This is a genomic window from Pasteurella canis (assembly GCF_020810675.1).
In the GTDB taxonomy this organism is placed as follows: domain Bacteria; phylum Pseudomonadota; class Gammaproteobacteria; order Enterobacterales; family Pasteurellaceae; genus Pasteurella; species Pasteurella canis.
Genome location: NZ_CP085871.1, coordinates 1,060,114 through 1,076,057, shown reverse-complemented (window position 1 = coordinate 1,076,057; position 15,944 = coordinate 1,060,114). Strand labels below are relative to the sequence as shown.

The window sequence follows — 15,944 nt, the reverse complement described above, 5'->3', positions numbered from 1 at the left end:
AATCGTACTATAATAACGAAATTTTCTGTACTGGTCGAATGATCGAATTACTACTTGAAATCTTGTAGTTTGGAGGCTATTTTATCGACCATATTTTCATTTCTGAACAAAAAGGAATACTCTATGAAAAGAGCGGTTATTACTGGTTTTGGTATTATTTCGAGTATTGGTAACAATAAAGACGAAGTATTAGCGTCATTAAAAGCAGGTAAATCAGGTATTGAAGTAGTGCCTGAGTTTGTAGAAGTTGGCATGCGTAGTCATGTCGCTGGTACTATTAAGTTAAATCCAAGCGAATTAATCGATCGTAAAATTTATCGTTTCATGGGGGATGCCGCAGCTTATGCTTATCTTTCTATGAAAGAAGCGATTGAAGACGCGGGTTTAACGGAAGAACAAGTTTCAAATGATCGCACAGGATTAGTTATTGGTGCGGGAACAGGCTCTGCGCATAATCAACTTATTGCTTGTGATGCGGTGCGTGGTCCACGTGGTGTTAAAGCAGTCGGGCCTTATGCTGTGACAAAAACGATGGCATCTAGTGTATCTGCTTGTTTAGCAACACCATATAAAATTCGTGGTGTAAACTACAGTATCAGTTCAGCTTGTGCGACATCAGCACACTGTATTGGTCATGCACTTGAGTTAATTCAGCTGGGTAAACAAGATATTGTCTTTGCTGGTGGCGCAGAAGAACTGTCTTGGGAGTGTGCAACAGAATTTGATGCAATGGGCGCAGTATCTACTAAATATAATGAAACACCAGAAAAAGCATCACGTGCTTATGATGCAAATCGTGATGGATTTGTCATTGCTGGGGGTGGTGCAGTTGTAGTTGTTGAAGAACTAGAACATGCACTTGCACGTGGAGCGAAAATTTATGCAGAAATCGTTGGTTATGGTGCGACTTCTGATGGCTATGATATGGTGGCGCCAAGTGGTGAAGGTGCTGAGCGTTGTATGAAGCAAGCAATGGCAACAGTAGATACACCGATTGATTATATTAATGTGCATGGTACTTCCACACCAGTTGGTGATGTGAAAGAGTTAGGGGCAATTAAAAATGTTTTTGGTGATAAGGTGCCTGCGATTTCATCAACTAAGTCAATGACAGGTCACTCTTTAGGTGCTGCTGGTGCTCATGAGGCAATTTATACTTTATTAATGTTAGATAATGACTTTATTGCGCCGAGTATCAATATTGACACTTTAGATGAACAGGCTGAGGGTTGTAATATCGTTACTGAAACAGTTGAGAATGCAGGCTTACAAACAGTGATGTCGAACAGTTTTGGCTTCGGTGGAACAAACGCAGCGTTAATTTTTAAAAAATATCATGGCTAATAACATAAAGGCGGATAATATATTCGCCTTTATTTTTGTATTCAAAAAGCTGACGGGGCGTCAGCTTTTTTGTTGTACCTATCCTTATTATTTATTAGCAAGGATGACAGCCCGAGTAGGAGCTTGATAGCCTTCTATTGTTTTAGTGTGATCATTAGGATCTAAGAAATCAGCTAAAGATTCATTTTCTAACCAATCTGTTTTACGCTGTTCTGCTAATGTAGTTGGCGCAACATCAACACAACGAACATTTTTGAAGCCTACTTTTTCTAACCAGTGAATTAAGGCTGGGACAGAAGGAATAAAGTAAACATTTTTCATTTTGGCGTAGCGATCAGCTGGGACAAGGACGGTATTGACATCGCCATCGACAACTAATGTTTCGAGTACGAGTTCGCCGCCTTGTATAAGCTGACTTTTTAGTTGTGTTAAATGATCTAATGGTGATTTACGATGGTAAAGGACACCCATTGAGAATACTGTGTCAAAAGCAGCAAGAGGTTGCATTTCTTCAATACCTAAAGGAATGAGATTTACTCGACGATCATTGTTAAGTAATTTACGTACTGCTTCAAATTGACATAAAAATAACTCGGTTGGATCAATGCCTACGACCATTCTTGCCCCTTCGCCTAACATCCGCCACATATGATAGCCACTGCCACAACCGACATCTAGAATCGTGCGTCCTTGCAGTGGAGCAAGGTGAGGTAAAACACGCTCCCATTTGAAATCAGAGCGCCATTCACAATCAATATGTATACCATACAAATGATATGGACCTTTGCGCCAAGGCATTAATTGTTTTAGATGATAGACAAGGCGTTGTTGCTCTCCTTGTGATAAAGGTGAAATTTGCTCAGATTTGACCGCACTTTTTAGATCAATATGATCAGCATGTAAGTGTGGTAAGAAATCAACCACTTTTGCCCATTTGGCATAATCACCATGAGTTTGTTTTTCCCATTGTTTTAGTTGTAAGGGTAAAGTTTCTAGCCATGCAGATAACGGTGTTGTGGCAATTTGTTGATAAAAAGGACGAAAATCAATCATAGTGCATTTTTATAAGCTGTTTTTGCTTGTTCAAACCTGTCAGTAACTTGTTGTTTAGGTGCCTTTGAAAGGAAAGATACAACGATAATAACTAAACTAGCGAGTAAAAAGCCTGGCACCATTTCATACAGCTGATGTAATTGAGACTTTTCAGGTGTCCAAGACTTCCAACCAAAAACGACAATCGCTCCAGTTAACATACCACATAATGCAGCACTGGATGTCATGCGTTTCCAAAAAAGGGAAAAGAGTAAAACTGGACCAAAGGCACAACCAAAACCAGCCCAAGCAAACTCAACAAGTTTCAGAACTTTACTGTGTTCATCTTGTGCAATCCAAATTGCAATCGCGGCAATAGTGAGAACCATCGCTCGACCTAGCCAAACTAATTCTTTATCAGAGGCCCTAGGACGGATAAAGCCCTTATAGAAATCTTCTGTGATCGCACTAGAAGAAATTAACAATTGTGCGCTTAATGTACTCATAACTGCCGCTAAAATAGCAGATAATAAAACACCTGCTATCCAAGGATTAAAAAGTAATTTTGCAAGTTCGATAAAGACTTGTTCAGATTCTTTATTTACTAAACTTGCAACTTGTGGATTAGCGTAGAAGTAAGCAATACCGAAGAAACCAATACCGATTGCACCTAACAAGCAAAGTACCATCCATGTCATACTGATTTTGCGAGCGTTATTGAGTGATTTGACCGAATCTGCCGCCATAAAACGTGCAAGAATATGAGGTTGACCAAAATAACCTAATCCCCAAGCGGCCAAACTTAATAAGCCAAGTGGTGTTGTACTACTGAAAACATCTGTGAAATCCTTTTGCATTACGCTTTCTGCTTGCTGAAGAGCTAAAGTGAAATTATCTAGTCCTCCCAGATGAAGTAATACAAAAATCGGTGTTAAAATTAAAGCGAAAATCATTAAAGTTGCTTGAATTGTATCAGTCCAACTAACGGCTAGAAAACCACCAATGAACGTATAAGCAATAGTTGCTAATGCGCCATACCAAAGTGCGGTTGAATATTCAACAGAAAATAAATTTTGAAAAAGTTTGGCACCTGCAACAACACCTGAAGCACAATAAATTGTGAAAAAAATAAGAATAATACTAGCAGAAACAATTTTTAATGTGTTATTTGATGTGCCAAAGCGGCTATGGAAGTATTCTGGTAGTGTTAATGCATTATTGTTAAATTCAGTATAAATTCGAAGTCGACCAGCGACAAATAACCAGTTTAAATAAGCACCAATTGTTAACCCAATTGCTATCCAGCCTTCAATTAAACCTGATACATAAATCGCACCAGGTAAGCCCATTAATAACCAACCAGACATATCCGATGCACCAGCTGACATTGCGGTAACAAAGCTACCTAATCGACGACCACCTAAAATATAATCAGACAAATTATTAGTATAGTGATAAGCGAATATGCCAATCAATAACATACCGACAATGTAAATAGTAAATGTAATTATTGTTGGATCTAATCCAAACATTCTAACCTCGCAAAGATGCTAAAAATATTATTTTTATGTGCCAAAATTTGAGAAAGCTCACATTTTACCTTATTTGACACTATTATTCTATTTTCCTTTTCGTTAGACTAATGAGCAATTTATTTTTAAAAATTATCAAGTTAGGTAAAGTTATGGATTCTGTTGAATTATTAGTCAACGTTACCCCCAACGAGACTCGTATTGCTTTAGTCGATATGGGTATTTTGAAAGAAGTCCATATTGAACGACAAGCTAAACGTGGAATTGTTGGTAATATTTATAAAGGTCGCGTGACACGAGTATTGCCTGGTATGCAATCTGCTTTTGTTGATATTGGCTTAGAGAAAGCGGCTTTTTTGCATGCATCCGACATTGTTTCACATACAGAATGTGTTGAGGAGAGTGAACAAAAACAATTTGTAGTTAAAGATATTGCTGAACTTGTTCGGGAAGGACAAGATATTGTTGTGCAAGTTGTAAAAGATCCTCTTGGTACTAAAGGAGCTCGTTTAACTACGGACATTACGTTGCCTTCTCGTTATCTTGTGTTTATGCCAGAGAATAGCCATGTTGGTGTGTCTCAACGTATTGAGAGCGAAGAGGAACGAGCAAGACTAAAAGAGTTAGTGTTGCCATTTTGTGATGAGCTTGGTGGCTTTATTATCCGCACTGCAGCAGAAGGTACAACAGAAGAAGAACTGAAGCAAGATGCTGATTTTTTAAAACGTTTATGGCGTAAAGTCTTAGAACGGCGCACTAAATATCCAACTAAGTCTATGTTATACGGTGAATTAGCCTTAACACAGCGTATTTTACGTGATTTTATTGGTGCGGGTTTAGAGAAAATTAGAATTGATTCTAAATTGTGTTTTAGTGAAGTAAAGCAATTTACCGAAGAATTTATGCCAACATTAGTGGATAAGTTAGTACTTTATTCAGGTAATCAGCCTTTATTTGATGTTTATGGTGTCGAAACTGCAATTCAGACAGCATTAAATAAGCGAGTTAATTTAAAATCGGGTGGTTATTTAATTATTGAGCAGACTGAGGCGATGACCACGATTGACATTAATACTGGCGCATTTGTAGGGCATCGTAATCTTGAGGAGACGATTTTTAATACAAATATTGAGGCGACAAAAGCGATTGCCCAACAACTACAACTACGTAATCTCGGTGGAATTATCATTATTGATTTTATTGATATGCAAACAGATGAACACCGTCATCGTGTTTTAGAATCGTTACAAGAAGCCCTTGCAAAAGACCGAGTGAAAACAAATGTTAATGGTTTCACACAGTTAGGTTTAGTCGAAATGACACGTAAACGTACTCGAGAAAGTCTTGAGCACGTTTTATGTGGTGATTGTCCTTCTTGTCAAGGGCGTGGGCGAGTGAAAACAGTGGAAACCGTTTGCTACGAAATTATGCGTGAGATTATCCGAGTACATCATTTATTCTCGAGTGAACAATTTTTAGTATATGCGTCAAGAGCGGTAGCTGATTATTTAATTAATGAAGAATCACATGGGTTGTTGGCTGAATTAGAAGTGTTTATTGGTAAACAAGTACAAATTAAGACAGAAGTTTATTATAACCAAGAACAATTTGATGTTGTCGTTATGTAATTAATCCTGTAGTTTTATTAAAAATAATCTTTGAGAGAGGCAAAAAGATGGGCTAAGGTTCATCTTTTATTGCTTTAAACTATCCTATACACAATATTAACATGAGTATTACTTCCTTTCATCATGACCAAAAATAACATAAAATACACCGCACTTTTTCTATTATTAATGAACATATAAATTTATGATTAAAACAGTCAGTAACACATTACTTGCGCCAACCAACCTTTCATTAAATGACTTGCAAAACACATTTGATTTATTATCACATCGTCATATTGATTATGCAGATTTTTATTTTCAGTTAAGCCAAGATGAAAATTGGGTATTAGAAGATGGCATTATTAAAGAAGGTGGATTTCATATCGACCGTGGTGTGGGAGTCAGAGCAGTAAGTGGTGAAAAAACAGGTTTTGCTTACTCTGATCAAATTAATTTAGCAAGTTTGCAACAATGTGCTGATGCAGTGAAAGGTATTGCGCAATTAAAACAAGGTAACATTATTGTGCCGAGTGTTTTTAATCCTGTTAAGCCTATTTTACGTTATCAGGCAATTAATCCATTAGAGAGTTTAAGTAAAGAGAAAAAAATTGAACTCTTACATTTAGTTGATCGTACTGCTCGTAGTGAGGACTCACGCGTAGTACAAGTTTCTGCAAGTTTAAGCTCTGTTTATGAGGAGGTTTTAATTGTTGCAACGGATGGTACTTTAGCCGCAGATATTCGTCCTTTAGTCCGTTTATCGATAGCTGTATTAGTAGAGCAAGATGGTAAACGTGAGCGTGGTAGTGTGGGTGCAGGCGGGCGCTTCAGCTTAGATTGGTTTTTAGAAAGTGAACAAGGTGAAATCAGAGCAGTTTATTTTGCTAAAGAAGCCGTACGTCAGGCTTTAGTTAATTTGAATGCGATAGAAGCACCTGCGGGGATGATGCCTGTTGTATTAGGTGCTGGTTGGCCTGGGGTTTTATTGCATGAAGCAGTAGGACATGGCTTAGAAGGGGATTTTAATCGTAAAGAAAGCTCTTTGTTTACAGGTAAAATTGGAGAGCTCGTTACTTCACCATTATGTACAATCGTTGATGATGGTACATTACAAAACCGCCGAGGTTCTATTACAGTGGATGATGAGGGAGTGCCAGGTCAATATAATGTATTGATTAAAGATGGCATTTTAAAAGGCTATATGCAAGATAAAATGAATGCACGTTTAATGGGGGTAGCACCAACAGGGAATGGTCGCCGTGAATCTTATGCACATTTGCCGATGCCACGTATGACGAATACTTATATGTTAGCAGGACAAAGTCAGTTTGATGATTTGATTGCTTCTGTAGAGCGTGGGATTTTTGCATCGCATTTTGGTGGAGGTCAGGTAGATATAACGTCTGGTAAATTTGTTTTCTCTACATCAGAGGCCTATTTAATTGAAAAAGGGAAAATTACTCAGCCAGTAAAAGGGGCCACTTTAATTGGTAGTGGTATTGAAGTAATGCAAAATATCTCTATGGTGGCGGATCAAGTTGAAATTGATCATGGAGTGGGTGTTTGTGGTAAAGAAGGACAGAGTATCCCAGTTGGTGTTGGCCAACCCGCATTGAAAATTGAGAAAATTACAGTGGGTGGAACCAATTAATATAAAAAAATCCAGATGAACTATCTGGATTTTTTATATGTTAATATGAATAATTATTCAATTATATTGACTAAGTATTTTTACTAAACTATGCTTTAGAAAAATAAGTAGGAAGGGTAATATAATGACACAACATACGCGTGAAATATTTGATCAAGTCATGATCCAAAACTATATACCTGCGGATTTTATCCCAGTTAGAGGCAAAGGCTGCCGAATTTGGGATCAATCAGGTAAAGAATATATTGATTTTACGAGTGGTATTGCGGTAAATAGTTTAGGACATTGCCCTGATGAGGTCGTAGAGGTATTACAGCGGCAAGGACAAATATTATGGCATTCTAGTAATTGGTTTACGAGTGAGCCGACATTAGCTTTAGCGAGCAAATTAGTCGAAAAAACTTTTGCAGATCGGGTTATGTTTGTTAATTCAGGCGCAGAAGCAAATGAGGCAGCATTGAAATTAGCTCGTCGCTATGCTGTCGATCGTTTTGGTTACCAGAAAAGTAAAATTATCTCATTTAAACAAAGTTTTCACGGTCGTACTTTTTTTACAGTAAGTGTTGGTGGACAAGCCAAATACTCGGATGGTTTTGGTCCTAAACCTGCAGATATTATTCATCTACCTTTTAATGATTTGGATGCAGTAAAAGCAGTGATTGATGATCAAACTTGTGCTGTCATTGTTGAGCCTATTCAAGGCGAAAGTGGTGTTATTCCAGCGAATAGCGATTTCTTACTGGGATTACGTGAGTTGTGTTCTCAGCATAATGTGCTATTGATATTCGATGAAGTTCAAACTGGCGTTGGGCGTACAGGGTATTTTTATGCATATATGAAATATGGTGTTGTACCTGATATTTTGACTTCAGCGAAAGCATTAGGTAATGGGTTTCCAATTGGTGCAATGCTAACGACTGATACTATAGCAAAAAGTTTTGCACCAGGTGTACATGGTACAACATTTGGCGGAAATCCACTGGCTTGTGCAGTGGCGAGCAAAGTCATTGATATTATTTCTCAGCCTACATTTTTAGATAATGTGAAACAAATTTCTGCGCGTTTAGTCGAGGCGTTAGAGAAAATTAATCAGCAATATCAACTGTTTAAGGATATTCGTGGAGAAGGGCTATTAATTGGGGCAGAGTTAGTTGAAAAATATCAAGGACAAGCAAGTGAGTTTGTAAAAAAAGCAGCAGATAATGGTTTAATGATCTTAGTTGCGGGTCCGAATGTATTGCGTTTCGCTCCTGCCTTGAATATTACAGAACAGGAATTAGCGTTAGGGATTGCAAGATTAGCTGACAGTTTGAGATGCTAATAAAATAAATAGAGAGGAAAGTGCGGTCGATATTGACAACATTTATTATTATTTTTGTTGTTAATAAAAAACCACCTTTGCTTAAAAGGTGGTTATCAAGTTAAAAAGTAGAAACCCAGATAATGAATATTTAGCAGATTTCAGTTTGGTTAATCAGCAGAATAGTAGAGCTTGCCAATTTCGATCTTTTGGCGTCCATTAGCTTCACGCCATCTATTTGTATCACGTAATGAGTAAACACAACCGCAATATTCTTGTTGGTAGAAGCGCTCACGTTTACTAATTTCAATCATCCGCTGTGAGCCACCTCCTTTACGCCAGTTATAATCCCAATAAATTACATCATCATATTTTTCTGCTGCACGGTGCCCGCACCCGTTGATTTGGTTCATATCTTTCCAACGAGAAATACCTAGACAACTTGTGAATACAGGAAAACCATTGTTATGAGCGTATTCAGCTGCTTTTTCAAAACGCATATCAAAGCACATAGTACAACGAATACCCCGTTCAGGCTCATCCTCCATTCCTTTTGTACGATCAAACCAGTTTTGACGATCATAGTCTGCATCAATAAATGGGATTCCCCATTTTTCAGCAAAACGAATATTTTCCTCTTTGCGAATTAAATATTCCTTTAAAGGGTGAATATTCGGGTTATAGAAGTAAATCGTAAATTCGATGCCAGAAGCATGAATAGCTTCCATGACTTCGCCAGAGCAAGGTGCGCAGCAAGAATGCAATAACAATTTGTTATGTCCATTAGGTAATTCTAATTTGGGACGAACGAAAGGTGCATTTGGATCTTTACCTTTACGTGTTTTTTTCGTTAGAGTTTGATTAGTCATTTTTTATAATTCAATTATTGTATATTGTTTTTAGAAATAGGATGAAAATTATCTTCTCTTAGATGTCAATCAGTCGAGAAATCAGCATAAATATCATTCAGTAAATCATCAAATATTTAAGATAAAAGGTTATTTTAAATAATCATCAGGTTATCAGTTTCGATGTGTTATAAACAGTAATATATGACAAAAATGTTTTACTAAAATTAGCTATAATCTGAAATATAGCTATCCGTCATAACCTGAATATCAAAACTAAACGGTGACATTTGTCAGATATCAAATAAAGTCAAAAAAATGCTGTGATGAAATATTGCCCTTATTTTAATAATTTCGGTCTACTGATAAATATGCCAATGAAATTAATGCTTGTTTATATTCGCTATCAGGTAAAATCATAATAGAATCAACGGCTTTTTGCGCTTCTTCTTTCGCACGTAACATCGCATAATCTAAAGAGTTGTGTTCAGCCATAATTGCTAATACATCGTTTAAAATATCACGCTTGCCACCTTCTTTAATCGCATTGCGAATTAATAGGGCTTGAGAGTCAGAAGCATTATGCATCGCATGTAATAAAGGTAATGTTGGTTTACCTTCAGCCAAATCATCTCCTACATTTTTTCCTAGTTCTTGTGCATTGGCACTATAGTCTAAAATATCATCGACTAACTGAAATGCAGTACCTAAATAGCGACCGTAATTTTGTAATGCTTTCTCTTGTTGTTCTGTTGCTTGAGCAAGGATAGCAGCACAATGAGTTGCTGCCTCAAATAAGCGAGCAGTTTTCCCATAGATAACATTCATGTAGTTTTCTTCGGTGGTGTCTGGGTCATTCACATTCATTAATTGTTGAACTTCCCCTTCTGCAATCACATTAGTGGCATCAGACATAATTTTAAGAATGCGTAGAGAATCCAATTGTGTCATTAATTGGAATGCTCTTGTATAAATAAAATCACCCACTAATACGCTAGCTGCATTACCAAATTCCGCATTAGCTGTTGGATTACCTCGACGTAATTGTGACTCATCGACGACATCGTCATGTAATAATGTAGCTGTATGGATAAATTCAATAAATGTTGCACAAGTGACAGGGAGTTCGCCGTGACAATCCAAAGCACGTGCTGCGAGGATTGCTATCATCGGACGGATACGTTTGCCACCACTTTGAATAATGTAATAGCCAAGCTGATTAATCAACGCAACATCAGATTTTAGCTGTGCTAAAATCGTTTCATTTATTTTTTGCATATCGCTGTGTATTAAGCGCTGAATAGCATCAATACTCATTAAATTATGTTGATTTATCATTGTAATAATTGATTTAAGACCAAATGTGAGGAGATTGTACCGAATTTTCTGTCATTTCTGAAATCAAATCACTCAAATTCATAATTTTTTTATTTTATTGTAAATAAGCGCTTGCTCTTGAGTTATTTTTTGCGTAGAATTTGCGACCTATTTATATGAATTTTTGCAGTGCTAAATGAACAAAACATTACGGCACTATATAGCGGAGTATATATGTACGCAGTTTTTCAAAGTGGCGGTAAACAACACCGAGTAAGCGAAGGTCAAGTAGTTCGTTTAGAAAAACTTGAAGTAGCAACTGGTGAAACAGTTGAGTTCAACTCAGTGTTAATGATCGTTAACGGTGAAGATGTTAAAATTGGTGCACCATTAGTTAATGGTGGTAAAGTAGTGGCAGAAGTTGTTGCACACGGTCGTGGCGAAAAAATAAAAATCGTTAAGTTCCGTCGTCGTAAACATAGCCGTAAACAACAAGGTCATCGTCAGTGGTTCACAGAAGTGAAAATCACTGGGATTCAAGCATAATTTCAGGGGAGATCAAGTAGATGGCAACTAAAAAAGCTGGTGGTTCAACTCGTAACGGTCGTGATTCTGAAGCTAAACGCCTTGGTGTTAAACGTTTTGGTGGTGAATCTGTATTAGCAGGTAGCATCATTGTTCGTCAGCGTGGTACTAAATTCCATGCTGGTACAAACGTTGGTATGGGGCGTGACCACACTTTATTCGCAACTGCTGATGGTAAAGTTAAGTTTGAAGTGAAAGGCGATAAAAATCGTAAATACGTTAGTATTATTACTGAGTAATTTCAAATTCCTAAATAAAAAACGCCTCGCACAAGTTGCGGGGCTTTTTTGTAGGAGTATTTTATGAATCAACAGCCTTTACTCGGATTCTTTTTTGCATTTATCGCCGCTTGTATGTGGGGGTCGTTACCAATAGCTTTACAACAAGTGCTAAAGGTTATGGATGCGCAGACTATTGTATGGTTCCGATTTGCTGTGGCAGCAGTAGGTTTGTTTTTTATTTTAAAAATCACTAAAACATTGCCTAATTTAGCGACATTGCACTTTCAGCATTGGCTATTGATTCTTTTAGGTATTATTGGTTTGTCCGCAAATTTTTTCTTGTATAATGTAGCGTTACAATATATACCTCCAACGACAAGCCAAGTATTTAGCCCCTTTACCTCTTTCGGTATGATATTAACAGGTGTGTGGTTATTTAAAGAGCATTTTGCATTTCATCAAAAGATAGGTTTGTTACTATTAATTTTAGGATTAATCTTTTTCTTTAATGAGCGATTTTCTGATTTTTTACATTTCAGTCTGTATTTAAAAGGCATCATTATTTGTATTAGTGCGAGCTTAGTTTGGGTTGCTTATGGTATTTGCCAAAAACTAATGTCTAAGCGTTTAGCTGCTCAGCAAGTTTTATTACCGATTTATATTGGTTGTAGCATCGTTTTTTTACCTGTATCAACAATATCACAAGTCACAAATTTAAATATAATACAAATTGCTTGTTTGATTTATTGTTGTTTGAATACTTTGATTGCTTATGGCGCTTACGCTGAAGCATTAAATCATTGGGATGTTGCTAAAGTGAGTGCAATAGTGACACAAATTCCGATACTAACATTAATATTTTCAGAGATTTCACAGTGGCTCGCACCAGAACATTTTATGCATGAAGACTTAAATTGGATAAGCTATATGGGTGCTTTGCTTGTTGTTTCGGGAGCGTTATTTTCTGCAATAGGGCATCGAATTTTAGAAAAAATCACAAATAGGCAGCAATAATATGAGGCAACAGCAACCTTTAATGGGATTTTTATTTGCATTAATTACTGTAATGGCATGGGGTTCCTTGCCAATTGCATTGCAACGAGTCGTAGCTGTGATGACGCCAGAGACAATTGTGTGGTATCGTTTTTTAGTTGCAGCATTAGGTTTATTTATTATTTTAGGTTTAACTAACAAATTACCTAAGATCTCACAATTTTTACCACGATATCGTCTCTTGGCTATTATTGGTGTGATTGGTTTAGCTGGTAATTTTGTATTATTTAATACATCTTTAAAATATATAGAACCTTCAATGGCACAAATTTTTGCACAGTTATCTTCTTTTACGATGATGATTTTTGGGGTCTTCTTCTTTAAAGAGAAATTACGTTTAAATCAAAAAATAGGTTTAATACTACTAGTCATTGGGTTAATTTTATTTTTTAATGATCGTTTTGGACTTTTTTTTAGTGTAAATGCTTATTCAACGGGTATCTTTTTAGCCGCATCTGCTGCATTAATTTGGAGTATTTATGGCATTGCACAAAAATTAATGCTACGTGAATTTAATTCACAACAAATTTTATTTGTCATTTACCTTGGTTGTATGTTTGTTTTTACTCCATTTGCTGAGGTTAATCAAATTAGTGCATTAGACGGTTGGACATTATTTTGTTTTATTTATTGTTGTTTAAATACGTTAGTGGGTTATGGTGCTTATGCAGAGGCACTTAATCGCTGGGATGTATCTAAAGTCAGTGTTGTAATTACGTTAATGCCTTTATTTACAATTTTATTTTCTTATTTATTGTATTTCTTTTATCCTCAAAGTTTTACAAAGCCAGATTTAAACTCGATCAGTTATATTGGTGCATTTGTTGTGGTATTAGGTGCAATTACTTCTGCAATTGGTCATAAATTTATTAAGCGTTAGGAGAACATATGAAATTTATTGATGAGGCGCTAATCCGCGTTGAAGCTGGTGATGGTGGTAACGGCTGTGTGAGCTTCCGACGTGAAAAATATATTCCCAAAGGTGGTCCCGATGGTGGTGATGGTGGCGACGGTGGTGATGTTTATTTAATTGCAGATGAGAACTTAAATACATTAATTGACTATCGTTTTGAAAAACGTTTTGCAGCGGGACGTGGTGAAAATGGGCGTAGTGCAGGTTGTACAGGTCATCGTGGTAATGATATTACATTACGAGTACCAGTAGGGACACGTGCGATTGATAATGATACTAAAGAAGTATTAGGGGATTTAACAAAGCATGGTGTTAAAATGTTGGTGGCGAAAGGTGGATATCATGGTTTAGGCAATACACGTTTTAAATCCTCAGTTAATCGTGCACCGCGCCAAAAAACGAATGGGACACCTGGTGAGAAACGCGATCTCCAGTTAGAGTTAATGCTACTTGCTGATGTTGGGATGCTTGGTTTACCTAATGCGGGTAAATCGACTTTTATTCGTGCTGTTTCTGCTGCTAAACCTAAAGTTGCTGATTATCCTTTTACGACATTAGTACCAAGCTTAGGTGTTGTCCGTGTTGATGAAAATCATAGTTTTGTAGTGGCGGATATTCCAGGGTTAATTGAAGGGGCTGCTGATGGGGCAGGATTAGGCGTACGCTTTTTGAAGCATTTAGAGCGTTGCCGTGTCTTAATCCATTTAGTCGATATTGCACCGATTGATGAAAGTGATCCCGCCGATAACATTGCGATCATTGAATCTGAATTATTTCAATATAGTGAAGCATTAGCGGATAAGCCTCGTTGGTTGGTATTTAATAAAATTGATACAATGAGTGATGAAGACGCTCATGCGCGAGCAAAAGCGATTACTACGCGTTTAGGTTGGGAAGATGACTACTATCTCATTTCAGCTGTCACAGGTAAAAATGTACAACCACTTTGTCGTGAGATTATGGATTTCATTGAGGCAAACCCACGCCAAGAAGAACAAGATCTTGAGCAAGATACAGAAGTGAAATTTAAGTGGGATGACTATCATCAATCACAATTAGCTGAACATCAATTTGATGAAGACGATGAAGATTGGGACGATTGGTCAGAAGAAGATGAAGAAGGGGTAGAAGTCATCTATAAACCATAAAAAAAGAGCGGTCGGTTTTTACTAAATTTTATTTAAAAAGCTAAGGTTAAAACCTTAGCTTTTTTGTTATGTATTGACTGCAGCTGCTAATTTGAGAAACTCTGTAAAAAAAGTAGGGAAGGTTTTTGCCGTACAATTCGGATCCAATATGGTGACTGGACTGTTGGATAGAGCGATTAGCGAAAAACACATTGCTATACGATGATCATTATAGGTTTCGATTTGAGCATGTTGGAATTTTGTTAGTTCTAATGGTTGAATACGAAGAAAATCTTCACCTTCTTCTACGTCTGCACCAATTTTACGTAATTCGGTAGCCATTGCGGCTAAACGATCTGTTTCTTTAACTCGCCAGTTATAGATATTACGGAGGATTGTTTCTCCTTTGGCAAAAAGTGCTGTTGTCGCAATCGTCATTGCGGCATCTGGGATATGGTTCATGTCCATATCAATCCCTTTAAGCTCACCTTTTTCGACTTGAATAAAATCGTCGCCCCATGTAACGTTAGCCCCCATTTGTTCTAATGCATTGGCAAATAGGCGATCGCCTTGGATACTGTTTTTACCAACACCTCTTACTTTGACTTTACCTTTAATTGCAGCAGCAGCAAGGAAGTAGGAGGCAGAAGAGGCATCACCTTCAACTAAAAATGTTATAGGTGACCGATATTGCTGATTTCCTTTAATGAAAAAGCGTTGATAATTTTGATTTTTAACCTCTACACCAAAAGTTTGCATCATATGCAATGTTATATCAATATAAGGCTTTGAAACTAATTCACCGATAACTTCAATTTCTGTATCTGCTTTTGCCATTGGAGAGACCATCAAAAGTGCGGTCAAAAATTGAGAAGAAATGGAACCCTCTATTTTTATCGTGCCCCCATTTAGACCTGTATTGCGAATTGTGATGGGAGGATAGCCTTCTTGTTCTAAATATTGGATATCTGCACCAGCTTGTATTAGCGCGTCAACTAAATGTTTAATTGGGCGCTCTTTCATACGAGGCTCACCAGTGAGAATAATTTCATTTTTTCCTTCAGATTCTGGTGAAGATAAACATAATGCTGCAGCCAGTGGGCGCATTGCAGTACCTGCATTACCTAAAAATAATGCTAGACCATTTTGCCATTTAAATGGTCCACCTAAACCATCTACTTCACAAATAGATTTATCTTCCGATAGTTGATAGTTAACACCTAATTGTTTCAGTGCATTTAGCATGTGGCGTACATCATCACTGTCTAATAAATTAGTGAGAGTGGTTTTACCTTGTGCAAGAGCAGCTAAGAGTAAAGCTCGGTTAGATAAACTTTTTGAACCGGGTAAAGTGACTTCACCTTCGATAAAATTAATTGGATTTAAAGTAATTGATGTTGCTTGTTGCATG

14 protein-coding genes are annotated in these 15,944 nt (G+C 37.1%); 9 read left to right on the top strand and 5 right to left on the bottom strand.

Features of this window, described 5'->3' with window-relative positions; translation table 11 throughout:
- The first annotated feature begins 123 nt into the window (after positions 1-123).
- Entirely contained in the window at positions 124-1,344 is a 1,221-nt protein-coding gene (gene fabB, locus K7G93_RS05045) for a beta-ketoacyl-ACP synthase I (protein WP_049213902.1), read from the top strand.
- A gap of 87 nt (positions 1,345-1,431) precedes the next feature.
- On the opposite strand, the gene cmoB is transcribed toward fabB, so the two are convergent.
- The gene (cmoB, locus tag K7G93_RS05040; RefSeq protein WP_226690591.1) at positions 1,432-2,397 is read right to left on the bottom strand and encodes a tRNA 5-methoxyuridine(34)/uridine 5-oxyacetic acid(34) synthase CmoB; all 966 of its coding nucleotides are present in this window, start codon (positions 2,395-2,397) and stop codon (positions 1,432-1,434) included.
- On the bottom strand, positions 2,394-3,908 hold the full coding sequence (gene putP, locus K7G93_RS05035) for a sodium/proline symporter PutP (protein ID WP_226690592.1): 1,515 nt from the start codon (positions 3,906-3,908) through the stop codon (positions 2,394-2,396). Before putP ends, cmoB begins: the two co-directional genes overlap by 4 nt.
- A gap of 152 nt (positions 3,909-4,060) precedes the next feature.
- Between putP and rng the strand changes: the two genes are divergently transcribed.
- The 3 genes from rng (at position 4,061) to K7G93_RS05020 (ending at position 8,490) form a co-directional block, all read left to right on the top strand.
- On the top strand, positions 4,061-5,536 hold the full coding sequence (gene rng / locus K7G93_RS05030) for a ribonuclease G (protein WP_115322497.1): 1,476 nt from the start codon (positions 4,061-4,063) through the stop codon (positions 5,534-5,536).
- A gap of 184 nt (positions 5,537-5,720) precedes the next feature.
- Complete coding sequence (gene tldD / locus K7G93_RS05025; protein WP_226690593.1) at positions 5,721-7,169, top strand: metalloprotease TldD; 1,449 nt, start codon at positions 5,721-5,723, stop codon at positions 7,167-7,169.
- Between the two features lie 124 nt (positions 7,170-7,293).
- Complete coding sequence (locus K7G93_RS05020) at positions 7,294-8,490, top strand: aspartate aminotransferase family protein (RefSeq protein WP_226690594.1); 1,197 nt, start codon at positions 7,294-7,296, stop codon at positions 8,488-8,490.
- Between the two features lie 149 nt (positions 8,491-8,639).
- Here K7G93_RS05020 and K7G93_RS05015 read toward each other — a convergent pair whose 3' ends face one another.
- Together K7G93_RS05015 and ispB are read right to left on the bottom strand one after the other, a co-directional pair.
- Positions 8,640-9,338, bottom strand: a complete 699-nt coding sequence (locus K7G93_RS05015) for an epoxyqueuosine reductase QueH (RefSeq protein ID WP_226690595.1) — start codon at positions 9,336-9,338, stop codon at positions 8,640-8,642.
- A 324-nt stretch (positions 9,339-9,662) separates the two neighbouring features.
- Positions 9,663-10,634 carry an octaprenyl diphosphate synthase gene (ispB, locus tag K7G93_RS05010; protein WP_115323566.1) on the bottom strand — a complete coding sequence of 324 codons (972 nt, stop codon included), beginning with the start codon at positions 10,632-10,634 and terminating at the stop codon, positions 9,663-9,665.
- Between the two features lie 234 nt (positions 10,635-10,868).
- Between ispB and rplU the strand changes: the two genes are divergently transcribed.
- From rplU to cgtA, 5 genes are all read left to right on the top strand, one after another.
- Entirely contained in the window at positions 10,869-11,180 is a 312-nt protein-coding gene (rplU, locus tag K7G93_RS05005) for a 50S ribosomal protein L21 (RefSeq protein WP_049213909.1), read from the top strand.
- 20 nt (positions 11,181-11,200) lie between these two features.
- Positions 11,201-11,458, top strand: coding sequence for a 50S ribosomal protein L27 (rpmA, locus tag K7G93_RS05000; RefSeq protein ID WP_049213910.1), 258 nt, complete (start codon positions 11,201-11,203; stop codon positions 11,456-11,458).
- Positions 11,459-11,521: 63 nt separating this feature from the next.
- Entirely contained in the window at positions 11,522-12,454 is a 933-nt protein-coding gene (locus K7G93_RS04995; RefSeq protein WP_223668348.1) for a DMT family transporter, read from the top strand.
- 1 nt (position 12,455) lies between these two features.
- A complete protein-coding gene (locus K7G93_RS04990; protein ID WP_049213912.1) occupies positions 12,456-13,373 on the top strand; it encodes a DMT family transporter in 918 nt (305 codons plus the stop codon).
- Positions 13,374-13,381: 8 nt separating this feature from the next.
- The gene (gene cgtA, locus K7G93_RS04985; RefSeq protein WP_224046359.1) at positions 13,382-14,554 is read left to right on the top strand and encodes an Obg family GTPase CgtA; all 1,173 of its coding nucleotides are present in this window, start codon (positions 13,382-13,384) and stop codon (positions 14,552-14,554) included.
- 66 nt (positions 14,555-14,620) lie between these two features.
- Here cgtA and aroA read toward each other — a convergent pair whose 3' ends face one another.
- Positions 14,621-15,943, bottom strand: a complete 1,323-nt coding sequence (gene aroA / locus K7G93_RS04980; RefSeq protein ID WP_226690636.1) for a 3-phosphoshikimate 1-carboxyvinyltransferase — start codon at positions 15,941-15,943, stop codon at positions 14,621-14,623.
- Position 15,944 lies beyond the last annotated feature (1 nt).